This is a genomic window from Candidatus Arthromitus sp. SFB-rat-Yit, assembly GCF_000283555.1.
In the GTDB taxonomy this organism is placed as follows: Bacteria; Bacillota; Clostridia; order Clostridiales; family Clostridiaceae; genus Dwaynesavagella.
Genome location: NC_016012.1, coordinates 207,388 through 232,484, shown reverse-complemented (window position 1 = coordinate 232,484; position 25,097 = coordinate 207,388). Strand labels below are relative to the sequence as shown.

The 25,097-nt window shown below is 26.2% G+C and carries 22 protein-coding genes; 4 read left to right on the top strand and 18 right to left on the bottom strand.

The window, feature by feature from the left end:
- Positions 1-16 precede the first annotated feature (16 nt).
- The 10 genes from RATSFB_RS01015 to RATSFB_RS00975 all read right to left on the bottom strand — a co-directional run bounded on the left by RATSFB_RS01015 (position 17) and on the right by RATSFB_RS00975 (position 11,334).
- A complete protein-coding gene (locus tag RATSFB_RS01015) occupies positions 17-229 on the bottom strand; it encodes a hypothetical protein (protein WP_044035474.1) in 213 nt (70 codons plus the stop codon).
- A 136-nt stretch (positions 230-365) separates the two neighbouring features.
- Complete coding sequence (locus RATSFB_RS01010; RefSeq protein WP_014094209.1) at positions 366-2,519, bottom strand: hypothetical protein; 2,154 nt, start codon at positions 2,517-2,519, stop codon at positions 366-368.
- Positions 2,520-2,633: 114 nt separating this feature from the next.
- Positions 2,634-2,831, bottom strand: coding sequence for a heavy-metal-associated domain-containing protein (locus RATSFB_RS01005; protein WP_014094208.1), 198 nt, complete (start codon positions 2,829-2,831; stop codon positions 2,634-2,636).
- A gap of 15 nt (positions 2,832-2,846) precedes the next feature.
- Complete coding sequence (locus RATSFB_RS01000; RefSeq protein ID WP_044035473.1) at positions 2,847-3,374, bottom strand: thermonuclease family protein; 528 nt, start codon at positions 3,372-3,374, stop codon at positions 2,847-2,849.
- Positions 3,375-3,391: 17 nt separating this feature from the next.
- Positions 3,392-5,620, bottom strand: coding sequence for a heavy metal translocating P-type ATPase (locus RATSFB_RS00995; protein ID WP_014094206.1), 2,229 nt, complete (start codon positions 5,618-5,620; stop codon positions 3,392-3,394).
- A gap of 8 nt (positions 5,621-5,628) precedes the next feature.
- Positions 5,629-5,814: a DUF4250 domain-containing protein gene (locus RATSFB_RS00990; RefSeq protein WP_044035472.1), complete on the bottom strand. Its 186-nt coding sequence runs from the start codon at positions 5,812-5,814 to the stop codon at positions 5,629-5,631.
- Between the two features lie 81 nt (positions 5,815-5,895).
- Positions 5,896-6,054, bottom strand: a complete 159-nt coding sequence (locus tag RATSFB_RS07380; protein ID WP_173362853.1) for a hypothetical protein — start codon at positions 6,052-6,054, stop codon at positions 5,896-5,898.
- Between the two features lie 76 nt (positions 6,055-6,130).
- Positions 6,131-7,210, bottom strand: a complete 1,080-nt coding sequence (locus RATSFB_RS00985; protein ID WP_014094204.1) for a LexA family protein — start codon at positions 7,208-7,210, stop codon at positions 6,131-6,133.
- A gap of 152 nt (positions 7,211-7,362) precedes the next feature.
- On the bottom strand, positions 7,363-9,588 hold the full coding sequence (locus RATSFB_RS00980; protein WP_044035471.1) for an N-acetylmuramoyl-L-alanine amidase: 2,226 nt from the start codon (positions 9,586-9,588) through the stop codon (positions 7,363-7,365).
- Between the two features lie 90 nt (positions 9,589-9,678).
- Positions 9,679-11,334, bottom strand: a complete 1,656-nt coding sequence (locus RATSFB_RS00975; RefSeq protein ID WP_014094202.1) for a glutamine--tRNA ligase/YqeY domain fusion protein — start codon at positions 11,332-11,334, stop codon at positions 9,679-9,681.
- A 118-nt stretch (positions 11,335-11,452) separates the two neighbouring features.
- Between RATSFB_RS00975 and RATSFB_RS00970 the strand changes: the two genes are divergently transcribed.
- Positions 11,453-12,040 (top strand): hypothetical protein, encoded by a 588-nt coding sequence (locus RATSFB_RS00970; RefSeq protein WP_014094201.1) that lies wholly within the window; start codon positions 11,453-11,455, stop codon positions 12,038-12,040.
- Positions 12,041-12,052: 12 nt separating this feature from the next.
- Here RATSFB_RS00970 and RATSFB_RS00965 read toward each other — a convergent pair whose 3' ends face one another.
- Positions 12,053-12,574, bottom strand: a complete 522-nt coding sequence (locus RATSFB_RS00965) for a TetR/AcrR family transcriptional regulator (protein ID WP_014094200.1) — start codon at positions 12,572-12,574, stop codon at positions 12,053-12,055.
- Positions 12,575-12,966: 392 nt separating this feature from the next.
- Positions 12,967-13,839: a tRNA 2-thiocytidine(32) synthetase TtcA gene (locus RATSFB_RS00960; protein WP_014094199.1), complete on the bottom strand. Its 873-nt coding sequence runs from the start codon at positions 13,837-13,839 to the stop codon at positions 12,967-12,969.
- A 307-nt stretch (positions 13,840-14,146) separates the two neighbouring features.
- Between RATSFB_RS00960 and speD the strand changes: the two genes are divergently transcribed.
- Entirely contained in the window at positions 14,147-14,551 is a 405-nt protein-coding gene (gene speD, locus RATSFB_RS00955) for an adenosylmethionine decarboxylase (RefSeq protein WP_305803408.1), read from the top strand.
- Positions 14,552-14,563: 12 nt separating this feature from the next.
- Positions 14,564-15,421 carry a polyamine aminopropyltransferase gene (speE, locus tag RATSFB_RS00950; protein WP_014094197.1) on the top strand — a complete coding sequence of 286 codons (858 nt, stop codon included), beginning with the start codon at positions 14,564-14,566 and terminating at the stop codon, positions 15,419-15,421.
- A gap of 10 nt (positions 15,422-15,431) precedes the next feature.
- On the opposite strand, the gene RATSFB_RS00945 is transcribed toward speE, so the two are convergent.
- The 5 genes from RATSFB_RS00945 to RATSFB_RS00925 all read right to left on the bottom strand — a co-directional run bounded on the left by RATSFB_RS00945 (position 15,432) and on the right by RATSFB_RS00925 (position 21,389).
- Entirely contained in the window at positions 15,432-16,925 is a 1,494-nt protein-coding gene (locus tag RATSFB_RS00945) for a beta-propeller domain-containing protein (RefSeq protein ID WP_014094196.1), read from the bottom strand.
- A 32-nt stretch (positions 16,926-16,957) separates the two neighbouring features.
- Positions 16,958-18,145, bottom strand: coding sequence for a hypothetical protein (locus RATSFB_RS00940; protein WP_014094195.1), 1,188 nt, complete (start codon positions 18,143-18,145; stop codon positions 16,958-16,960).
- A 152-nt stretch (positions 18,146-18,297) separates the two neighbouring features.
- Complete coding sequence (locus RATSFB_RS00935) at positions 18,298-18,696, bottom strand: hypothetical protein (RefSeq protein ID WP_014094194.1); 399 nt, start codon at positions 18,694-18,696, stop codon at positions 18,298-18,300.
- 81 nt (positions 18,697-18,777) lie between these two features.
- Complete coding sequence (nagB, locus tag RATSFB_RS00930) at positions 18,778-19,503, bottom strand: glucosamine-6-phosphate deaminase (protein WP_014094193.1); 726 nt, start codon at positions 19,501-19,503, stop codon at positions 18,778-18,780.
- 77 nt (positions 19,504-19,580) lie between these two features.
- Complete coding sequence (locus RATSFB_RS00925; protein WP_014094192.1) at positions 19,581-21,389, bottom strand: glycoside hydrolase family 10 protein; 1,809 nt, start codon at positions 21,387-21,389, stop codon at positions 19,581-19,583.
- A 138-nt stretch (positions 21,390-21,527) separates the two neighbouring features.
- On the opposite strand from RATSFB_RS00925, the gene RATSFB_RS00920 reads away from it, so the two are divergent.
- Entirely contained in the window at positions 21,528-22,895 is a 1,368-nt protein-coding gene (locus RATSFB_RS00920; RefSeq protein WP_014094191.1) for an aldehyde dehydrogenase family protein, read from the top strand.
- A 30-nt stretch (positions 22,896-22,925) separates the two neighbouring features.
- Here the strand turns inward: RATSFB_RS00920 and RATSFB_RS00915 are convergent, their stop codons facing one another.
- Positions 22,926-25,040: a hypothetical protein gene (locus RATSFB_RS00915; protein ID WP_014094190.1), complete on the bottom strand. Its 2,115-nt coding sequence runs from the start codon at positions 25,038-25,040 to the stop codon at positions 22,926-22,928.
- Between the last annotated feature and the right edge of the window lie 57 nt (positions 25,041-25,097).

Below are 25,097 nucleotides of genomic sequence, written 5' to 3'. Positions count from 1 at the left end.
ACCCCCCAAATTTATATTAATTAATGAATCCGTTCGGTGGTCTTACGTTTATATCTTTAGTTATATCTTCAACAATCTTTATTTGTCTTTTTAAATCATCTAGCTCACTATCTCTTAATGCACTCTTGTTATTTTCAATTCCAAGACCCACACTAAGACCTACAATAGCTGTAGTTCCTAAAAGTATACTTGTTACAACTGTACTCATACTAATTCCTTTTCCAAGCATTAAAGTAACCCCTCCTACCTCATAATCTATTAATATTTAAGAAATCATTATTTACGATATATTAACAATATTATATAATAATTCATATTTCCATTCAATACTTTTTAACCTTTTTGTAATTTTTGTTAAAATTTATCTAATAAATCCCATTTAATATATTGAACCTATATCCTTTATTCTCCGTATTATTAGTTGGAACCATAGAAATATTTATACCTCGTACATCTCTGAAACTATTAATTGCAATCATATCCTCAAGAAGTGAATCCCCTTCTAAAAATATAAATTCTTTATTTCTAAACACAATATATTCATCAATACTTTTAGATTCAGTTTGTTTATTATTCACAGTTATTTTATCTAAAAAGTATTTATCATCAACTCCTTTAGATGATATAGATACGTAATCCCCCGAATTCACGTTATTACTTTCTTTAAAATCAATCATATAAATCTCAAACACATCAAACTCATCTTGTATATTAAAAAATCTTTTCATAAATCCAGAAGATGTTACCCAAGCAAAATCATCTGAAGACTTAAAAGATAAATAGCTTCCATAATCATCTTTTATCTTAAACTCATCATCTCGTCCATCATTCTTTTCAATAACAAACCTAAGCTTATTATCCTTAGTCTTATCAAAAACTAGTTTGTTATCTAAAATCCCATATTCTGCAGCTACAGAAGTTCCAATTAATTTATTATATAAATTAAATGTCGTAAACTCTTCATTATTCGAAGGTCTTATCTCAAAGATGAATTTGGATAAATCATTCATTCCCTTTTCATAATTAAAATACCCATTTAGATAAGAATCATTATATAAAACTCCATTAATTGCGTTTCCACCATTTAGATCCACATTTAAAAATTCACCTGTTTCCTTATTTTTAAACATTACCTGAATATAGTTTGAGGAAACCATTTCTTCCTTTATTTCATCATAACTAACTTTCTTAAAAGTAGAAGATGCCATATCATTAAATCTAAATATGTCTCCATTTTGAAATTCATTATCTCCAACATAATAATAACCCTTATCTTTCGATTTGTTTTTTTTCATAAACACCCTATTCAATATATCAAACAAATTATTTTCAGGTGTCAATATGAAATTTGAAGGATTACTATTTAAAATAAACATATTACTTAATTTATCATAAGACAAAAATTTATTTTCATTAATATCATAAAATTTATATATATCAAATGTCTTATTCGGGGTAAACACATAACTTCCTACACGCATATCTCTATACATTCTAAAATTTACACCCGAACTTCCACCTTCTTCTTCATATACCCTATATGTTTTCATTAAATTTTCATCAAAATATAATTTATAGTTATCAATTAAATTTATAATATCAACCGACCCATCTTCTCTTTTATCAATCTTAAAAATATTATCATCCTTAGAATCAAATATAAAAACCTGATTCTTCAATTCACTTTCATAAACATTAGACAAACTATATGTATTAAGTATTTTTAAATCTCCTGAAGAATTAACACTAAAAGTTATAACAGGAGTATGAAATCTATTATAAATAGTAAAATTGATGTTATCTTTAAAAAACAAATTTTTAGTACTATCGTCAATCTGAGCACTTAACGAACTTATAATAGGAATCTTTATATTTTTATTTATATGCCCAAAATTATAAATTAAATTTTCATTAGAATCACTGTAATAATTACCCTCTATTTTAAACTCATTATCATAGAAGTTTGATATATAATTTTCAAAATTTAAATATATAAAGTCAGAATCCTTAGACAAATTAAATCTAAACTCAAAAGAATCAATCTCTACATTATAAAATGTATTATTATATCTATTGTATATATTAACTACTTTTGTAATCTTATTAGTCGAAGAATCATCGAGTTCCTCTAATCTTATCTTAAATATCCTCTTTCCATCCTTTGAATTTATAACTTCATACGAATACTCTTCAAGCGGTTTTCTATCTATAATTATTTCACTTAAAATAATATCGTTTAAAATAGAACTATCGCTTATTACAATATTTAAATTTTCATATGTATTTTTGAGTTCATAAATATCCTTAACACCCTGAGATGATATCTTTTTTATAGAAGAATCCCACCAATCAAGATAAATTTTATCAATTAAATTTATATTTTCCTTAAATTCACTAATCCTCCCACTAACCGGACTTACATCTCCATATTTAAAATAAATCTGTAATAAAAAGATTGTAATAAAAAACACTAAAGAAACAATACCAAATGATGTATAATACAACCTTCTTCGATTCACTTATTTCAACTCCCCCCTTCAATAATTCTACACTAATAAATTCTCATATAAAATATAAAAAAACTGACAATTTATAAGAAAAACTCTTATAAAATTATCAGTTTATATAAAATATTATTCTACATTATCCACATCGAATCCATATTCACCTATTATATCCGATATTTCATCATACGACTTATCCGTATTACACGTAACTATTTTTTTAGATAAATCAACATGTATATCGGTTGCTCCTATTTCCTCTAAAGCATTTCTAACTTTTTTCTCACAATGAGAACACTTCATACCACTTATATATATTTTTTTCATTTAATAAACATCCCTTCATTTTGATCTCTTATACCCTCTTTCTGTAACATATCCATCTATACTCCATATTCCATTTCCTCTCTCCTTAGCTCTTTTTTGAGATGAATTAAGTCTATCTAAATATTTAGCAGAATCAAATACATAAGCAACTCTTCCATATCCATCCTCTATAATATCCTCATTTACCATCTCAAGTTTACCCTGATCATTATAATACCAAACATAGGCCCATATCTTGCCATACTTATCTACCTCTTCACCATCTAACTCTAAATAAACATAATCAACATTTAATAATTTATCATTTAAATATTTTTTTGCTTCAACACTAAAAGGGTAATTACCTCTAAGTTCTGGAGAATCAACGAGAATTAATCTCACATCTTTTAATTCTTCATTTATTATAACTTTTATTGTATTCCCATCTACAACCTTATTAAGCTTAACTTCATATATTTTTTTATCATCCTTAATAGAACAAGCCATGACAGAACTTCCTAAAATAAATAATAGAGTAAAGAAATATACAAACTTAAATTTCAATTAAAAACCCCCTAAATTTAGATCAGTTTTATAAATTTAAGTCTCAATGCATTTATTACAACAGATACAGAACTGAAACTCATAGCAATAGCTGCGATCATTGGATTTAGAAGAATTCCTCCAAACAAATAAAATACTCCCATAGCTATAGGTATCCCAATCACATTATACAAAAATGCCCAAAATAGATTTTGTTTTATATTTCCTATGGTATTCTTTGAAAGCTTTAAAAACTTTGGAATATCCATTAAATCACTCTTCATCAAAATTACAGAAGATGATTCAATTGCTATATCAGTTCCAGATCCAATCGCTATACCAATATTTGCATTCATAAGAGCAGGGGCATCATTAATACCATCTCCAACCATACAAACCTTACACCCCATATCCTTAAGCTTTTGAACTTCATGTGATTTATCTTTAGGCAATACATCTGAAATCACATCATCAACGCCAACTTGTTTTCCTATAGCAATCGCCGTTTTAGAATTATCTCCAGTTAGCATAATTACTTTTATCCCCATAGATTTAAGCCTCGAGATTGCCTCTTTGGAACTTTTTTTAACCGTATCAGAAACACTAAAAACTCCTCCAACAACTCCGTCCATAACAACAAACATAGTAGTTTTACCATGCATTGATAAGTTATCACTTACATCCTTAAATTTATCTGTACTTATATGATTAACATCTAGGAGTTTTTTATTACCTATAAATATTTTCCTTCCATTGACTTCCCCATATACTCCCATTCCCTCTATAGCTTTAAAATTTTCTACATTTAAAGTTCCTACATTTTTCTCTCTTCCATACTCTAAAATAGCATCTCCTAAAGGATGCTCGGATCCTTTCTCTATACTAGTTACATATTTTATCATATCTTCATCATTTTCAAATACATCTTTATCTATTATTAAATCTGTTACTTTAGGTTTTCCTTCAGTTATAGTACCTGTTTTATCTAAAACTACAACATTTATTTTATGTGCATCTTCAAGTGCTTCTCCAGACTTTATGAGTATACCATTTTCTGCACCAATTCCCGTTGAAACCATTATAGATGTCGGAGTCGCAAGTCCTAATGCACATGGACACGCTATTACTAAAACCGATACAAATATAGAAAATGCAAAACCAAAGTTTTTCATATAAATTATCCAAAATATAAAAGATATCGTAGCAATTAATATAATTGTTGGTACAAAATAATAAGATACAGTATCTGCAAGCTTTGAAATCTTAGGCTTATTATTTTGCGCTTCTTCAACAAGCTTAATTATTTGGGATAATGTAGTATTATCCCCTACCTTCGTAGCCCTATATTTTACAAACCCATTTTTATTGATACTTGCACCTATTACACTATCTGATTTTTTCTTCTGCACAGGTATACTTTCACCTGTAAGCATAGACTCGTCAACTAGACAACTTCCATATATTATTTCACCATCAACTGGAAACTTATCTCCAGACTTTACAATAACTATATCTGAAACCTTAACTTCATCAATACTTACCTCAACCTCATTTCCATCTCTCTCAATTAAAGCTGTCTTAGGCGATAGTCCCATTAATTTCTTTATAGCTTTTGAAGTTTTACCCTTAGTTATACCTTCTAAATACTTACCAAAAGTAATTAAAGTTAATATCGTCGCAGAAGACTCATAATACAAATTCATTGCTTTACTATGATCTCCCAATATAACTCCTATAGTTTCATAAAGTGAATATAAAAATGCCGCAAATGTACCTATAGTTATTAAACTATCCATATTGGGCTTAAGGGAAATAAGACTTTTGATACCTTTTTTAAAAAATGGAAAACCTGTGAGCATAACAGGTATGACAAGAATTAATTGAATAATTGTGAAATTAAGAGGGTTTTTCATATGATCGAAAAAATCTATTACTTTATAAGAAAACATGTGGGCCATTGATATATAAAGAAGAGGTATGGTAAACACAATAGATAAAATAAATCTTATCATCATTTTTCTTATGAAATCACTTTCACGCTCATAATAATTATCATCTAATGATTTATCAATACCATAACCAAGTTTAACTATATAAGCCTCAATTTGATTAATAGTTATATCCTCTTCATTAAAATTTATAGTTAACTTCTCAGTTGATAAATTAACTACAGCACTATTTACTCCCTTCTTCCTAGAAAGTGACTTTTCAATCGATGATGAACACGCAGCACAAGTCATTCCTGTTATTTTCAGTACTTTTTCCATAATTCCCCCTATAACATTTTAATTTGATTTATATCGCTATAATATTTCATATTAAAAGAATTCATTTTCTCTTTAATATCCTCAAGATCAATATCATAATAACTACAAAACTCTTCTATACTATCAAACTCATCTCTGAGTTTCATATTAACAATACTAAAAAACATATTTTTATCCATTTTTAAAAAATCCATTTTCATCTCACCTTTATCTAAAAAATTAAGAACCCCTTATAAATAAATTAAGGAAGTTCTCACTTGTTATATCTAATATTATTATTCCATGATTACTGAACTACAAGATTCGCAAACATCCTCATCCATTTCACTGCATGATTTATTTACATTTTTCCTATTTTCCTTCTTATCAAGTGCAATAACAAGAGCTGTCAATGATAGGGTAACAGCAAGTAATCCTAATTTAAAATACTTCACAAAACCACCTCAAAATATTAATCTAAAAAATTTTATACCATATTATAACATAAAATAATTATGTACATATCATTAGTTAAAAATTATTATATTTTCTTATATAAGCCAGTACCTTTCCAACTATCTTAACACAATCAGTTAAATATATATCATTAAAAATTGTATAATTAGCTACAAACTTAACAGCATTCCCTATTTTTGTATATTTTCTTGCATAAAGATGATTTTCCTTCAATACCACAACTACATCACCCTCATTTATTTTGCAATCAGAATCTATCAAAACCATATCTCCTATAAACAGATCATATTTACTCATACCTTCATCATCTATCTCAACAAAATATAATCCTTCTTTATATGGTATCCAATCTTTTAATATTTTAATTGTACCTTTTATATTTAAATATCTATCTATTAAAAATATATCTTTGCTCTCATAACTCAAATCATACAAGAAAGTTCCCATATCTTTGTATATAGATTTAGAATTTGTGTAATATCCAAACACCTCTTTAGTATTAAAATCAACGTAATCTTTATATGTATAATTTAAATATTTTACTTCAGGAGATATATCTATTTGAGTAAATTCATCTTGATCATCTTCTTCTATCACATACCTAAATTTATACAAAACTTCCCTAGATTTAATAATTCTTCTTAAATACTCAACAATCTCATTAACTTCATCTATACTTTCATTTGAATCCTGTATAAGACAAACCTTAGAATAAGATAGGTTTTTAAACATATTAAAAACTTTATATATCTCATCACTTTTTGTAAATTTTTCAACATTATCGATTATTATATGAGTATAAATTGTTCCAATAGTTAAATAATTCAATTGATCAATAGTTAAAATATGCACTTCAATATCATCAGAGGGTATTATAGATTTATATAAATCACTTCTATTTATATAGTTAAATATATCTACAACTTGTCCAATTTTATTTTCACTTGATAAAAATAATATTTTATCATTTAAATCAAAACAATAATTTCTTTTCAAATATAGTGCTTTAAAAATTGCAGCCGTTGTTTTTCCAGAATTTTCTTTACCTCTAACTACACAGAATTTATCATTTCTATATTTCACAAAATTATCTTGAATACTATTTAAAAACATATCTAAAGAAACTACTACCATTTTAACTATTCTCCTAAATTAAAAATTTCAACTAAATTCGAAGTTAATTATAATATATTTTTCGATAAAAGTATATTTCATTTTTTGACATTTTTTTATATTTTTCGAAATAAAAATAGACGTTTTAAAAAAACGCCTATCAAATAAACTTTTTAAATTTCAAAATAAGATACTATACTTTTACATATAGCCTCAGATATATTCTTTTGATACACATCATCTATCAAATTCTTAGACTCATTTTTATTTGTAATAAATCCACATTCTACCAAAACCGATGGGACAATATTCTCTCTTAATACGACAAAATTCGAAGTTTTTACCCCCCTGTCAAAAGCACTGGTATTATCAATTAAATTTTTTTGAATTAAATTACATAAACCCTTACTATCATTTTCTTTAAAATAATGGTAACTCTCAATTCCATTTGCAGTTTCATTATCAAATGCGTTCTGATGAATAGATATAAATATATCTCCACCTAAAAAAGAGCATAATTTAACCCTATCACTCAAATCTATCTTAATATCATTTATTCGTGTATTTATTACAGAAACTTTGTCATTATTACTTAATAAATCAGTTGAATATTTACAAATAGAAAGATTTATATCCTTCTCTAATATATTTTCGCCTGTTTTAGCTCCGGGTTCATCTCCTCCATGTCCAGCATCAAGTACTACTATATACTTATCTTTAACTTCAAAACTTAAATAAGACTTCAAAACATTTTTCCTATCTTTAGAATTACTAATTATTACATTTAACCTATATACACCGCTATCATCTGGAATAAATTTGTATACTCCCTCTTTATCAAAATCTCTCTCTAATACTTTATCCCCATCTTTTTCTAATACAAATTTAAACTCATTATTTTTATTATAAGACTTTGCCACAAACTCTATATTACTATTTATGATTTTAGGCTTATCGTCTAAAAAACGCTCTTCTATAAGACCAAATTCCTCATTCACAATAAAAGCACAAATAATTCTATTTTCTACCGAATTATAATTTAATTTGGTTATTGCATAAACTCCATCTTCCTTGTTTAATGTTATAATAGTACTACGTCCATCACTTGGTAATATATCTTTTATATAATTTCCATTTTCTATATCTAAATCATCATATGGAAATTTGTAAACTAAAATATTTTTAGTATTCTCATACCCCTCATCTAAAATATTGAATTCTATCTTATCCCCTTTTAATTTAGGAGTTACTTTAAAATCACATAAAGTATAGTAGCTATCAAAAGATTTAAATCTTGGAACAATCGCTTTTGTTGGCATAAGACCTCTAATATCATTTATTATTTCAAATTTTTTATATAAAAACCCATTTATAAAATTATTATTTCTCACTGTTGTTATAACATCTAAAATATTATCTTCACCTTGAACAAACACATCAATTAAATAAGTTCTAAATTTTTTCTCCCACCAAGATATGACATTTTCTATATCCGAAACTTCTTGTATTTTGTTATCAATTTTTATAACTATGTAATTAACATATCCCATCTTTCCAATATTAAGAGAATCAAATGCTCCCTTATCATAATCGGAATAACCTTCATAATTTATTCCATTTAAATCATCATTAAATGTTCTCCAAATATAATTAACTCCCATCCCAAACTTAAGCTCATTTTTATAACTTTTAAATTTATCCCCCAAAACTTTCACAAAATCATTTACATTTTGTCGTCTAAAATTATCCTTTGAAAGTTTATCTTCATTATATATATTAAAACTATAAGAATCATTAAAAGTATACTTCTCTATATTTCTTGGATAAATAATTCCATCTAAATAAATTCCATCAAATTTATATTTAGTTCCAATATCTACAATCACACCTATAATATAATCTCTAACTTCATGAATACCTGGATCCAAATAATACTCATCGTTAAACTTTATAATGTAATCCATCTTATCTTTTATAAACGATTTATCGCTAAGAGAAATTAAGTACTCTTCTAAATTTCCCATCTCAATACCTTTTAGATGAAAATCTGAAAAACTACCATGAATATCTAAAGAGCGTATAGCTCCCTCTTTTACGATGATTTCTAATGCATTTTTATGTAAATTGTTAAATTTATCTGTGATATTTAAATCAATAAACCAAGATATATCAACAAATATAGTGTTAAATCCACTATCTTTAAAATCATCATATGATTTTGTTATATAATTTTTAAAATCGCTTAATTCAAATTCTCCACTTAAATCAATAAAATCTAAATTTAAGTATGCCCCTCTCATCTCATATTTAATTTCTTTAGCTATAATATTCTTATGTACAAATAAAATCTGAGACAATATACACAAAAAAAATAAAAGTAGCTTAAAACACTTCTTCAAAACAAATCACCTACAAAAGAAACTAATATTAACTATAGGTTTAACACTTTTTGAAAAACTATTCTTTAATTAAGCTACTTTAAAATAAATTTATTTATCTAATTTAAACGAACTTTTAAGAGGAGTAACTCTATTGAATACAAGCTTATCTTGCGTTGTATACTTAGGATCAACAGAAAAATATCCATGTCTAAATATCTGATATTTTTCATAAGGTACGCTATCTCTTGCATTATTTTCAATAAAACCATCAAATATTTCCAAAGAATCCTTATTTATATTATCTAAAAAATTATCAGAAGTATTTTCTTCATCTAGAAGGAGAGGTTTAAATAATCTAAACTGAGCTTTCATAGCTGTTGTTGAATCAATAAAATGAATCGTACCTTTAACCTTTCTTCCAGTAAATCCACTTCCACTTTTAGTTTCTGGATCATAGGTACAATGAAGCTCTAATATTTTTCCATTTTCATCTTTTATCACATCATTACACTTTATAAAATAAGCACCTTTAAGTCTAACTTCATTTCCTTTAAACAGTCTAAAATATTTAGGGGGAGGATTCTCCATAAAATCATCTCTATCGATGTATATATATTTTGAAAATGTTATTTTTCTCATACCCATAGACTCATCATCTTTATTATTATCTATAAATAATTCCTCAACTTTTCCCTCTTCATAATTTGTAATAACAACTTTAATAGGATCAATAACAGCCATTATTCTCTTGCATTTAAGATTTAAGTCTTCTCTCAAAAAATACTCAAGCATTTGGTAATCAACCAGACTATTCGCTTTTGATACGCCTATGGCACGACAAAAATTCCTTATTGACTCAGGAGTAAATCCCCTCCTCCTAAATCCTGATATAGTAGGCATTCTAGGATCATCCCAACCATCTACAATATTATTATCAACTAAAGCCTTAAGCTTTCTTTTACTCATAACAGTATTTGTTAAATTAAGTCTTGCAAATTCTATTTGTCTTGGAATATTCTCCATCTCACAAGCGTTCACAAACCAATCATAAAGAGGTCTATGATCTTCAAATTCAAGTGTGCATATGGAATACGTAATACCTTCTATAGCATCTTCAATAGGGTGAGCAAAATCATACATAGGATAAATGCACCACTTATTCCCCGTATTATGATGAGATGTGTGAGAAATTCTATATATTATAGGATCCCTCATATTAATATTGCTAGATAACATATCGATCTTTGCTCTAAGAACCTTCTCCCCATCTTTAAATTCTGCATTTCTCATTTTATAAAATAAATCCAAATTCTCCTCAACCGATCTATTCCTATATGGTGATTCAACTCCAGGCTCTTGAAGAGTTCCTCTATATTTTTTAATTTCCTCTCCACTTAAATCACAAACATATGCCAATCCCTTTTTTATAAGGAGTATTGCCTTCTCATACATAATCTCAAAATAATCAGATGCAAAAATCATTTTATCCCATTTATATCCAAGCCACTCAATATCCTTTTTTATCGATTCAACATATTCCGTATCTTCCTTAACAGGATTTGTATCATCAAATCTCAAATTAACCTTTCCGTTAAATTCATATGCCAAAGAAAAATTTATCTCCAAAGATTTAGCATGACCTATATGTAAATAACCATTTGGTTCTGGCGGAAACCTAGTTATTATTGAATTATTTTTTCCATTTTTAATATCATCAATTATTATATTTCTTATAAAATTCGATACTTTATTCTCATTAATCATATAAAACCCTCCCTAAACCTTATTTTACTTATCTATATTAACTATAGCATATTTAAAATCTTTAGTGTACAATTCTAATATTAAAAAATATATAAGTATATAAAGGAGAATCAACATAGTGCACATCAAAAAGGATTTAAGATTAACATCATTTGAATTAATAAATTTAATATTATCGATAATATCCATAATCTTATCTTTAATATTAAATGACGATAATTTGATATATGGTGGAAAATCATTGTTGATTGCGTCAATAATTTCAATATTATTTATCAGAATATGTAATATTAATTTCATCAAATTTGAAATAAATATACTTCAATTTCAAATCTTCATTTCTATTTTTTTAGGAACTACGCTAAATTTTTACTCGATATTACCAAACTTCGATTTTTATCTACATCTATTCTCCGGAGTTATGTGTTCCGTAATATCAATACCAATCATAAAACATTTTTGTTATAAATCAAACTTAGACATAAGTAATTTAAGATCAGGATTCATAATTTTTATAATGTTAGGATTTGCAGCATTATGTGGAGTTTTATGGGAAATATACGAATTTTCAGTAGATAAAATATTATTGTTAAATACTCAAAATAACAGCCTACTTGATACAATGACAGATATAATAGCAAATACAGTAGGTAGTATTATATTTTGTGTAATATATTTCTTTAAACACAAGGAACAGGCAAAATAATGCCTGTTCCTTCTACTTTTCATAATGCAAAAATAGATTACAAATAAACTTAATATTATCATCATCACTAAATTCATAAGAATCTATAAAGAGTATTATAGACATGAATAATGATAAGGCTATTCTTTTCGCAATATCTTTGTACTTTACATCTATAACTTTAACAATAAGTAGTTCAACATCACTTATAATATTTTCATACAGCCTATTTACGTTCGTAGCCTTATCAATTGGTATAGTTTTAAATGTTAATCCAAATCCTTTATTACTCTTAATATAATAATAACTCTCTTTTATAAAGCTCGATAAATCATTTCTTTTTTTCAGAGTTTGTAAAAATAAATTCCAACTATTACTTATAACCTCACAAAATATTTCTTCCTTATTTTCATAGTAATTATAAAATGTACCTACTGCCATTTTGCATTTTTGAGCAATAGTCTTTATATCTACCCCTGAGTATCCATTTACAAGAAATAAATTCTTAACTCTTTCACAAATTTCTTTTTTATCACATAGAACCGATTTTGGCATCTAAATTTTAAAACTATTCATAAAAATAGTTATCTCCTTCCTTGTAAGAATAAAAAGTCATAATCAAAACTTACCCTAACAATAATTAAACCATATTATTAAATAAGTAAAATTAATTGATAATCATAAAAATTTCAAATTACAAAGTTTTGTAAAATAAATTCCTATAACATTATATAATTAATTTATAATTTTATAAATATCTTTATTAAATTTTAAAAATTTATTTTTAAAATTATTTCAATTTTGTAGTAATATCTATCACTATATCAATAAAAAATATTAATTTCATATCTTATTATATAATAATATTCAAATAAAATTAAGTAAAATTATTATTAAAAATAAATAAGTTAATAAATTTTATTATAAAAAGTCATATTTTAAGCTTATCATTCCCCATATTTATCTAGGTATGAAACATTTTTCCCATCTTTAACCCATCCAAGTATGGAATCCATATTTACATTTTGTGCTGCTGCAAATATAGACTTATCTACATACTTATAATTTTTCTTCATACTAGTTATTAGATCTTTTATTTCATATCTCTTATTACCTATGCGTTTAGCCGCAACCATGCAAGCACAATTAAGTGCCATTAATCCTGAATTTTTTATGAATGTAATTATAGATTGCTCCTCTATATAATACATAGGTCTAATTAATTCTATATCCTTAAAATTATCAGCTTTTAATTTAGGTAACATGGTTTTAAAATTACCCGAATAAAACACATTTAAAAGTGTTGTTTCTATAACATCATTAAAATGATGTCCAAGTGCAAGTTTATTACAATTCAATTCCTTGGCTTTTGCATATAAAAATCCTCTTCTCATACGTGCACACATATAACACGGATAATCTCTTGCTATCTTATCAACAACAGTAAACACATTTGAATCAAATATCTTAAGTGGTATTTCTAAGTGTTTACAATTTTCTTCAAGTAGCATACGTATATGTTTGTGATATCCAGGATCCATGGTTATAAACTCTAATTCAAAATTATTCCTCCCATGCCTCTTAAGCTCTTGAAATAATTTTGCTAAAAGAAGAGAATCTTTTCCTCCAGATATAGCAATAGCAATTCTATCTCCATCTTCTACTAAATTATAATCATTTATAGCTTTTGTAAACTTAGTCCATATTCTTTTTCTATATCTCTTTATAATACTTTTCTCAATCTCTTTAACGCTCTTTTTTTCAAAAATTGGTAAGTGACTCTCACAATGAGAAGCTATGCTATCTTTTTCATAATTCATATTAAACTTTCTCCCCATATTTACGATATAAGAATAATAAATCAGTAAATTTACATAAACAAATAGTTTATTTTTTTATTGACTATGAAATAAATTTATTATATATTTTAAGTTAGATATATTGCAAGTTAAAGTTTAATATATTGTCATTTCTAGATAATTTATATAAGTCATTATTGTATTTAATTAAGCTTAATTAGATATTATAGTGGCTTAAATTTTTATGATATAAAGTTTAATTATACTAAACTTTATATGTTTATTAAGTAAACTTTTGTATCTCAAGGGAGGGTGTGAAGTGCATACTATTAATGCATTAGGTCGTCATATTTTAGTCGAATATTATAATTGTAATAATGAGATTTTAAAAGATCCAAAACTTATCGAGACTTACATGAAAGAATCTGCTATTAAAATGGGGGCTACAATAGTCGAAAGTTGCTTTCATCATTTTAACCCTTATGGCGTAAGCGGTGCAGTTATAATTTCTGAATCCCACTTAACAATTCACACATGGCCTGAATACGGCTATGCTGCTGTTGATTTATTTACTTGTGGAACTATAGATCCATGGGTTGGATTCGATTATTTAGAAGAAAAACTTTTAGCTGATATAAGCGAATCTACTGAGATTCCTAGAGGGCTTACTCAAAAAATAGCTAAACACGGAAACTTCAATGCAAATACTATATACCACAAGCCTAATATTTAGGAGGTTTTTACAATGAATTGGTTCACAGAAAAATATGACGATGATGTTAAAATATCATATAGAGCTGATAAACATCTTTGTCATAAAAAGAGTAAATTTCAAACTATAGACGTTTATAACAATAATTTATTTGGAAATTATTTAGTTATCGATGATATTATGATGATAACTGAAAAAGATGAATTCATATACCATGAAATGATAGTTCACACCCCAATGGCTAGTAATCCTAATATTAAAGATGTGCTTGTTATTGGAGGTGGTGATGGAGGAACAGTTAGAGAACTGTGTAGATATAAAAATATAAACTCCATTACTATGGTTGAAATAGATGAAGAGGTTGTAAATGTTTCTCTCGAACTATTTCCAAATGTTTCCTGCTCTCTTAAAGGAAATAGTAAAGTTAAGCTGTTATTTGAAGATGGAATAGAATTTGTTAAGAATTCTCCAGATAAATCATATGACCTCATAATAGTAGATTCTACTGATCCTATAGGTCCTGGAGAAGGATTGTTTAGTTTAGAATTCTACAGTAATTGCTATAGAATTCTTAGAGATGATGGTATTCTTGTAAATCAAAGTGAAAGTCCTTATTATCCATTTAATATAAAAGAGCTTAAAAGATCTGCATCAAAAATTAATAAAATCTTCCCAATACTTAAATATTATCAATCATTTATACCAACTTATCCATCCGGTCATTGGTTGTTTGGATTTGCCTCAAAATCTATAAATCCAATAAATGACAATATTCCTAAATGGAATTTAAATAACATTAAGACAAATTACTATAATACCGAACTTCATAAAGCTAGTTTTGTTTTACCAAACTATGTTCGTGACATAATAAATGAGGGTAAAAATAAATAAAAGGAAACAATTATTTTGTTTCCTTTTTTATGAATGTATATTCTCCTAACAATTTCCCTTCTAAATTAAATACCTTAAAACAATTATCTAAAAATATAAATATATCTTCGTTATATATTTTTATCCCCTCTACATTCTTATTTTCAAACAACTCATCCCCACATTCCACCATAAACTTCAAAAATATTTTATCTTTATCATGTAGATCAAAAACATAAACTCCTCTAGATAATCCTTCACAATTGAAATCCGAATTTACTTCCATAGCTGTATTTATATCCATATCCATGGTATAACCAGATATATCTAATGTAAAAGCTAATATGTTTTTATCTTTGGAAAATAACATCTTTTCTTCATCCAAAAATTCTGATAAACAAACTTCCTTCCCCTTTATAAAGTACTCATCAAATATTTTAGGATTATTCTTATCCAAGACATCTATTAAATTAATTTTTATTCCCGTATTCTTAACTACTTCAAATACCTTATCACTCTGCATATTTTTATATGTATCTGTTCTATGTTCATTTCCCACAACTATAAATTTATCCTCACTAAGTTTATATATGTAATCAGAAGAAGATGTTAATTTTATTCGTCCCATTTCCTTCGGATTACTATGTTTTAAATTATATATAGAAAAATATCCTTCCTTTAAAAATCCAGATATATAACACATTTCTTTATCAAAATATACATTATTTATATTTTCATTCTCAAGTATAACATCTACACACTTTGCATCTCTAAAATCCTTATCTAAAATATATATCTTATTTTTAAAATTTTCACATTTCACAAGCACTCTTAAATTGCCATCATACTCATGTATAAATTTATCATTGTATATAATACCATCAAATGAAATTTTATTTACATATTTAATATCTTCGCTTATATCAAATTTATGTATAGTTGTAAAATATCTTCCAATCATGTCTTCATTACAAATAACGTATAAATTATCATCTGATGAATATATAAAGCTAATTTCTCCACCTTCAAAATAATCTACATTTAAATCTATATCTTCTTTACTTGAATCTATAGAAATAATTCTACCCTTACTATCTGATTCTTGAATAACTAAATAAACAATTCCATCGTTTTTGATAAACAAATACTCATATCCTTCAAATTTAAACTCCTTAAGTTTAATAGGGTTTTTCTTATCATAAATATCATACACAACCGTTTTTATATATGACTTATCCTCATAACTTTCAATTCCACTAATAAATAACCTATCGTTATAAATATAAAGATTATTATTTTCCATATTATACCCTTTTAATCTACAAACAAAATTCATATCTTCATAATCATTTATATCTATAATCTCTATTCCATCTTTAGATAAACTATAAACATAATCATCATTTATAGTATATATTCTCTCTTCTTTTGTGCTACTCTTTTCATAAGCACAAACCATTTTTAAAGGGATTATAAATATTATAAAAACAATATTAAGGATAAACCATCTCTTAAATATCTTCATTAATTCGATTCCCTCATATCTAAATTTAAAAATTAATCAATCAAAATTTCTATATCAGAGTTTTCTTCATTTAAACTTATATTAACAAGATTTTCTTCTAATTGATTATTAACCGTCCTATATCTTATTAAAAGTTCATACTCCCCAAAAGGTATATCTTCTATGATAAGATTACCTTCACTATTTAAGTTAAATACTCTATCCTCATTATGTAAATAATCATCACATCCATTTAATCTTATCATAGCATCTTTTATAATCTCATTATTTGGATCTAAACTCCTAAGCGTTACAACACCCACATTCTTCTTTTCAAGTCCAAATAATACCTCCTCAGAACTATTACCATTCAAATCAACAACATGAATTTTTATATGTTCAGTATTTTCAAGCAATCCTTCATCATCATGAATATAGAAATATCCATTTTCATCTATATAAGATTTATAGCTTTTACCGTCAAAGCTGACCACAACCTCACAATTAGCTTCTCCATTTCCATACACAAGATTATTAATAAAATCAATATTTGTTATAGTAGGCTTTTCTGGAGCTATAACATCCTCCACATATTTCTCAACTAAATTTGAATAATTATTGAAATAATCATAAGAAATCAATCTAAATTTATCAACATCCCTTAGAGAATCTCCAACCTCAATTTCAAAATTTCCATCATTTAATATGTATCCTAAAAACTCCTTATCACCAATAATTAATTTTACAATAGAATTAGGCTCTCCACTTCCCATAACTTTAAAATCTGAATTATTAACAATCCCATCAATCTTTGGATCAACAGGAGGCAAAATATCATGAACAACCAAAGATAAATTAGATAACTCATTATCTAAATAATCACATACCTTAACGCGTATTTGATCAATATCAATAAGCAAACCCTCTTCAACTAAAACAACAAAGTTTCCATCATCATCAGTGTTTGAAACATATTCAACATTATTTATATTAAACTTTACTATAGAATTTTTAAACGTCTTACCTGTTATCACATTTTTATCATTGGTTATTCTATCTATTAATATATCACTATATATATCTTTTACCTCATCTAACTCTTTAAATACAAAGCTTCCAGATTCTTCTACTGATTCATTATTAAAAACCTCTATAGCTTTCGATCCCTCAACACTCTTCAAACTTAATGCCAAAATTAATAACAACAACAAAGTAATCTTATTTAATCTCAAATTACTCATATCTGTTCCTCCAAATCTGAATTTTTTATAGTATATATTTTTCATTCATTTCATCTTAATTCTATTTTGCTCAAATTTTAGTAATTTATGAGCAAGCATTTAGTTTTTTTTGTTAAAATATCCTAAAAAATAAAAATAGGTAGTTTAAAAAACTACCTTACATTAACTAACTCAAGTATTTTTGAATACATTCCCTTTAAATTTGTAACCCAATCAAAAATTTCTCTAAACTTAGAGTCACATATATCAAACTCACTTACAACTTTAGAAATTATAGATCTCTCATTTTCTGTATAATTATTATCTGATAGAGCTACGTATATAAGCTCAAGTAATATACAATTTTTAATCTTATCACTACTTAAACTAAGTTCACTTATAATTTCATTAGGAGTTCCATGTATTCTCTCAAGTTTTCTACCACTCTCAAGTTTAAAACCCTCGAGCATAGTTTTCTCTTCCCCTGTTATAATACCATCACTCTCAATTAAATGAAGAGATAAAGTATAAAATAAATCTCTTTCTCTATCTGTAAATAATGATAAAAACATTTTTTAACCCCCAACAAATATTGTATATGTTAATTATTTACAATTTCAGAAAGTTTAAACCTATTTTTAATTAAAATAATTTTAAAGTTCTTTTGACAAAGCCTCATCAATAATAACGGTAACATCATTATGAGCTTTTAAAAATGTACATGGAACCTTAGTTGTAATAAAATCATTCTTCAAAAGCTCTCTGATCGCATTTGCTTTCTCACAACCAAAAGCCAATAAAATTATTTTTTTAGCTTTTAATATATCTCCTATACCAAGGCTTACTGCCTTCTTAGGAACCTCATCTATGCTAGAAAAATACCTAGAATTTGCTTTTATAGTTCCTTCATCCAAATCGACAACACTTACACTTGCATTTAAGCGATCACAAGGTTCATTAAATGCAATATGTCCATTTATACCAACACCTAATAACTGTACATCAGCTCCCTTATTACCATCTATTATATCCTTAATCCTTAAAAGTTCTTTATTTATATCACCAGTTGTAACTGGAACATACGTATTTTCTTTTAATATATTAACGTGATTAAAAAAACGATCATCCATGTATTTTCTATAGCTTTGAGGGTGATCTCCATTTAACCCAACATACTCATCTAAATTAATAGTTCTAATACTTTTAAAATCTACTTTCTTATTTTTATACTCTTCTACAATGTATTTATATACATTTTCCATTGTTCCACCTGTTGCTAGACCGAGTAACGCATCATTCTTTTCTTTTACTACAGAACATATCATATCGCTCGCTTTTTTACATGCCTCATCTGAGTTTTTAAATATTATGGTATTCATTATTATCCCTCCATGTTAAGTCATAAAATAAAAAGTTTCATTTTTTATTTTAACACGTATTTAGAAATTATTCTTTATCATATTTTAAATATATATTTCACTCCTGAACTTTCAGTTCCAGAGTTATCCTGAACAGTTACAACAAAAAGTTTAATATTATCTCCCAAATTTTCAACTATAACATGTTGATCCTCTTTGCTATAATCTCTACCATAAATACCCAATATATTTTTACTATCTTTCAAATCAATTTTATCTTCACTTTCAAAACCATAAACTATATAAAATTTACTATCGTTTGATATTTTATCTTTAAAAAATAAATAATGTTTATTTTCATCACTTCTTAATACACGAAGATCTAAAACCTCTGATGTATCTCTAGAATCAAGCCAAGGTTTACTAGGTACAACAGCCTTATATTTAACTATTTCCCTTTCTAATAGGTTTATATATTTTCTATAAACTTCTTCTCTTTTATCTGGAAAATCCAATCTCTTATATAAATCTTTAATACTAAAAAAAACACTCCCAAGTATTTCATCATAATTAGAATTGAATTTAATTTGATTAGTTATTTCATAAGGATTATTCCAATTTTTATCTCCCTTAGCTTCCCTTACACAATAATTTCCATGTCCTATGTATAATTGACACCTCTTACCTTTAACAGCTTCACTCCAAAAATTTATAAGTTCCTCATATGGTGCCTCATTTTTCCCAAAAGTCCAATATATTTGAGGAATTACATAATCTATAAAATTATTATTTATCCACCTTAGTGTATCTGCATAAATATCTCTATAACTAGATAAAGAACCATATGGAGTATTAGATCCATTTAATAAATTACCAGTCTTTACTCCATCTTTAAATTCCTCCCCTTTATGTGCATATATACCAAAAGGAGAAATACCCCATTGAACACTCTTACCATTTATGTAATTATGATGGTTTATTATAGATGAAATTTCCTTTATTAAAATGCTTACGTTATCTCTTCTCCAATCTTTTATATCAGTTATACTTCTATTATTTTCCTCAAATGTTTTTAAATCTTCATTCATATCTCCAAATTTATAGCTAACACCATTTATAGTTTGAGAACCATAAGGGTAAAAATAATCATCAAAATGTATACCATCAACATCATATTTAGTTATGAATTCATGTATAGTGTTTTTCACAAATTCCATAACTTCATATCTCCCAGGGTCTAAGAACAATTTACCTTGAAACAAATAAACTAAATCTTTGTTAATTCTTGCAAAATTATTTTCATGTAGTGTTTGTAATATATCTTCTTTTGTACTATTTATAATAGGATCTTTTGTGACTCTATAAGGATTAAACCACGCATGAAACTCAATACCCCTTTTTCTAGTTTCAGAAATAGCATACTTTAAAAAATCCTTACCCTCATTTACATATGAAGGAGCTTTCCCTTGTTCTCCTGAAAGATACTTAGACCATGGCCTAAAAGATGATTCATAAAAAGCATCTAGCTCTGGACTAACTTGAAAAAAAATTGCATTCAAATTAAGTTCTTTAACTCTATTTAACATAGAATCAAACTCACCTTTAAGCTCATCAAAATTCATATCTCTTCTACTTGGAAAATTTATATTAGATATAGTAGCTATCCACGTCCCCCTAAACATCTCCTTATCTGAATCATATATCTTCTTTAACTTTATCTTTTTACCATCAACTGTTATAGGAGACTTCTTATCATAAATAACCTCACCATTCTCATTTACCTTATCAAATTTATATAAAATTTCCTCCAATGGATCATCTATAAATTCTTCATTCGCATAAACCTTACATCCTATAGCTCCAGATAAAATCATAAAAAACAATAAAAATCTAATCATAACTTTCATCACAATATCACCTAATCACCAATTAAAATTCATGATGTAGTTTCCTCCAAATCAGTTCCAATTATTCCATAAATAAAATCTTTTAATTTTTATTCACTTAATTTAAAATTAAGGTATATTAAGAAAACGGAGGATATCATGAGTATAGAAAAAATTTTCTACGCACAAAAGGAATTCTTTAATTCTGATGCAACTATTTCAGTAAATTTTAGAATCATAAATCTAACAAAATTAAAAAAAGAATTATTGAAAAATGAATATGAAATTTATACAGCTCTCCATAAAGATTTAGGAAAATCAGAAGAAGATTCATTTGTATCAGAATTTTCACACTGCATTAATGAAATAAATTACTTTATTAAAAATCTACGCTCATTATCAAAACCAAAAAGAGTTAGAACCTCCATAATTAACTTTAAAAGCAAAGCCTATATACACAAAAAACCTTACGGAGTTTGTTTAATTATCTCATGTTGGAACTACCCTCTATATATTTCACTAATGCCTCTTATAGGAGCACTCGCCTCAGGTAATACTTGTATACTAAAGCTCCATACTCTAAATCCAAATACAAACAAACTAATAGAAAAAATAATCAAAGAAGTATTTGAAAAATGCTATGTATTCACTATATCTAAAGATGAATATGAGATAAACAAACTTCTAGATTTAGATTTTGATTACATATTTGCAACAGGTAATCCAAATTTTGGAAAACTTGTTTACGAAAAAGCATCTAAGAATTTAATACCTGTAACACTCGAACTCGGTGGGAAAAATCCTTGTATAGTTCATAGTGATTGTGAAATAGATACCTCGTGCAAAAGAATTATTCATGGAAAATTTTTAAATTCAGGTCAAACGTGTTTAGCTCCAGATATTTTGTACGTAAATAGTAAAATTAAAGATAAGTTCATAGATAGAATGATATTTTATATTAAAGACTTATACTCTGAAAATCCACTGAATTTTAAGCATTATTCAAAAATTATAAATGAATCTCATTTTTTAAGATTAATTAAAATCATTGAGGATAATAGAGAGGAAATCATATTTGGTGGAGAATACTCAAAAGATAAGCTAAAAATTTCTCCAACACTCATAGATAAAGAAGAAATTATTCCACATGAAATATTTGGTCCGATACTCCAAATTAAATATTACGATATTTTAGATGGTTTAATACATTCACTAAAATGCAGTCCACCCCCTCTTGCACTCTATTTATTTACAAGTAATAAAACTATAATAAACAGATTTTTAAACATACATTTTGGAGGAGGATGCATAAACGATACACTCGTTCATATCTGTGAAAATAACCTTCCGTTTGGTGGGATCAAGAATAGCGGAATAGGATATTATCATAGAAAATATTCGTTTGATACTTTTACTTACAATAAAAGTTTGCTTATAAAATCAAACAAGATAGATATAAAATCAAGATACCCGAATAACAAAAACTATAATTTAAAATTTTTAAAGCTTCTTTTAAAAAATAAATAAAGGGATTATTACATCCCCCTCTATTTATTTTTAATAATTAAGGTCATAAATATATTCCTCTCTACCATCTCCTATATATGTAAATTGTATATCATGTAATTTATCTCCCATTTTATATGAAAATATATACTCATTACCATTAAACATAAACTTATTAAAAATATTCTCTTTAAATACATGAGTATTAAAATTACACTCACCTTCCATAATCATATATCTCTTTCCATAAATCACAATAAACAAACTTATATTTAATACAAAATCCTTTTTAAAATTAAGTGACAAAAGATTTATCTCTTCATTATTTAAATCCCTTATATAAATGTTACCCTTAGATATTAAAGATCTTATAAATATGGAATAAGTTTTAAATCTCTCATTTCCTTTTACCTTTAGATAGTATAAATCACTTTCCTCCAAATCAATATTTCTAAAACACATCTTGAAGTTTTCATCACCATTTACTTTTATAGAATTTATAACATCTCCATTTTTAGATATGATCATAGCTTCAAAATTACCCTCAAAATCATTAAATAAACTTTTACTTATAATAAATAGTTCATTTGATACACCTAGATAAACCCTCTCGATAATCGAGTTATTTATATACGCTTCCATCTCATCATTATAAAGGCTAAGCGTTGAATAATATACCCTATTATTCTTATCGTAACATTTAAGATATATAATCTGATTATCTAATTTGTTGTAAACTCTAATCTCACTATTTCTATCTTGTATATCAAATCTCTCTTCCCGCCCATTTTTAAATAACGCCTTACCATGGATGAAATTATCATTAATTGCATTTAGAATTATCTTTGTATTATCAAAACTACATTCATAACCAAAATTTACAAACTTAATCCCTATAGAATTAGATATACCAAATAATTGCATTCTCGATTTCCCTATATCTAAACCATAAATTTCACTAAATTTATTTGAAAGATTAATATCTTTAAATAAAAATTCACCCCCACTTAACTTAATTCCTTCTATATAAATATTTAATGGCTCTCCTTCTAGATTTTGAAATTTAAAATATTTAATTCCTTCTTCTAAATGCTTACATTCACTTTTAAATATAAAATCATATTTATTTTTATCTTTTTTAATATAATTTAAATCTCCATATTTCCTCTCATCTATGCGATAATTTTCCTCGCAAGAAAAATCATAATCAAATATTATATTATTTAACTTACTTCCATTAAAAAGGTTAAACTCAAAGCATCCCTTATCTTCTTTAATTATACATTCAAATACTAAAGTATCATTTTTTTCTCCATCTGATGATTTGAGATACAAAAATTTGTTCCATACATTACATATCATATACTCGTAACTATCCACATTTATCAAGTTGTTAAGTTTAATAAACAACTTAATAATAGATAAACCATCTTCTCTATGGGATAACTCCTCAACATATACCTTATCAACTACACTAAATAATTTCACGTCTAAACTTTCATATTCAAAAGAAAAGGAGGAACACAATTCTCCTAAAATACTACTTATTTTAAAAGTATAAACCTCATTCGGAAGGAGCTTATTTGTTTTATTATCATTAAATACATCTAAAAATAAAACCTCAATTTCATTTCCCTTTATATGTAATTTAGATACAAGCTTTTCAATTTCTTTACCACTTGAATCTAGTAATTTTATATCTGGCAGGATTATATTTGATAAATCAATATATCCAATTTTTTTAGAAAAAGTTATATTTAAATTTTTCCCTTGATGAGTTAGATTTATATTTAAATTACTACACTTTGCTTCTCTTTTAAATCCAAAAAACTCAAAAGAACTAATACAATATTTCTTAATTGTGTTATCCTTATTTGAAAATATAGTCCTTATTTCATAAATACCATCAGAAGAAAAATACGGAAATTTTATGTGATAATTTGAAACATTATCTCTGCTACAAATAAAATAAGAACCCTTATATATTTCAATCCTATCTATATGTGTAAGTCCACACATTTTTAAATCATGTTCTTTATATGAAATATAAATATTATTCTCTTTAATCTGAACTAAAGGGTGCAATAATACAACATTTTCAATCTTCCCCTCATTGTTACAACCTTTCGTATCACTATTAAACAATTTCAAATTATACTTTCCCATAAAATTTATCTCCACAATTCTATCATTATTGTTAATAAATTTTACCATATATTAATT

Coding starts and splice junctions, on each gene's coding strand:
- RATSFB_RS00960 (WP_014094199.1), bottom strand. CDS start 13,839: ATGAATTATGAAAAAGATAGCATAGCTTCTCATTGTGAGAGTCACTTA.
- RATSFB_RS00925 (WP_014094192.1), bottom strand. CDS start 21,389: ATGAAAGTTATGATTAGATTTTTATTGTTTTTTATGATTTTATCTGGA.
- RATSFB_RS00990 (WP_044035472.1), bottom strand. CDS start 5,814: ATGGATTTTTTAAAAATGGATAAAAATATGTTTTTTAGTATTGTTAAT.
- RATSFB_RS00995 (WP_014094206.1), bottom strand. CDS start 5,620: ATGGAAAAAGTACTGAAAATAACAGGAATGACTTGTGCTGCGTGTTCA.
- RATSFB_RS00940 (WP_014094195.1), bottom strand. CDS start 18,145: ATGAGTAATTTGAGATTAAATAAGATTACTTTGTTGTTGTTATTAATT.
- speE (WP_014094197.1), top strand. CDS start 14,564: ATGAATTGGTTCACAGAAAAATATGACGATGATGTTAAAATATCATAT.
- RATSFB_RS00965 (WP_014094200.1), bottom strand. CDS start 12,574: ATGCCAAAATCGGTTCTATGTGATAAAAAAGAAATTTGTGAAAGAGTT.
- RATSFB_RS00935 (WP_014094194.1), bottom strand. CDS start 18,696: ATGTTTTTATCATTATTTACAGATAGAGAAAGAGATTTATTTTATACT.
- nagB (WP_014094193.1), bottom strand. CDS start 19,503: ATGAATACCATAATATTTAAAAACTCAGATGAGGCATGTAAAAAAGCG.
- RATSFB_RS00915 (WP_014094190.1), bottom strand. CDS start 25,040: ATGGGAAAGTATAATTTGAAATTGTTTAATAGTGATACGAAAGGTTGT.
- RATSFB_RS00985 (WP_014094204.1), bottom strand. CDS start 7,210: ATGGTAGTAGTTTCTTTAGATATGTTTTTAAATAGTATTCAAGATAAT.
- RATSFB_RS00920 (WP_014094191.1), top strand. CDS start 21,528: ATGAGTATAGAAAAAATTTTCTACGCACAAAAGGAATTCTTTAATTCT.
- RATSFB_RS01005 (WP_014094208.1), bottom strand. CDS start 2,831: ATGAAAAAAATATATATAAGTGGTATGAAGTGTTCTCATTGTGAGAAA.
- RATSFB_RS00945 (WP_014094196.1), bottom strand. CDS start 16,925: ATGAAGATATTTAAGAGATGGTTTATCCTTAATATTGTTTTTATAATA.
- RATSFB_RS00975 (WP_014094202.1), bottom strand. CDS start 11,334: ATGATTAATGAGAATAAAGTATCGAATTTTATAAGAAATATAATAATT.
- RATSFB_RS01015 (WP_044035474.1), bottom strand. CDS start 229: ATGCTTGGAAAAGGAATTAGTATGAGTACAGTTGTAACAAGTATACTT.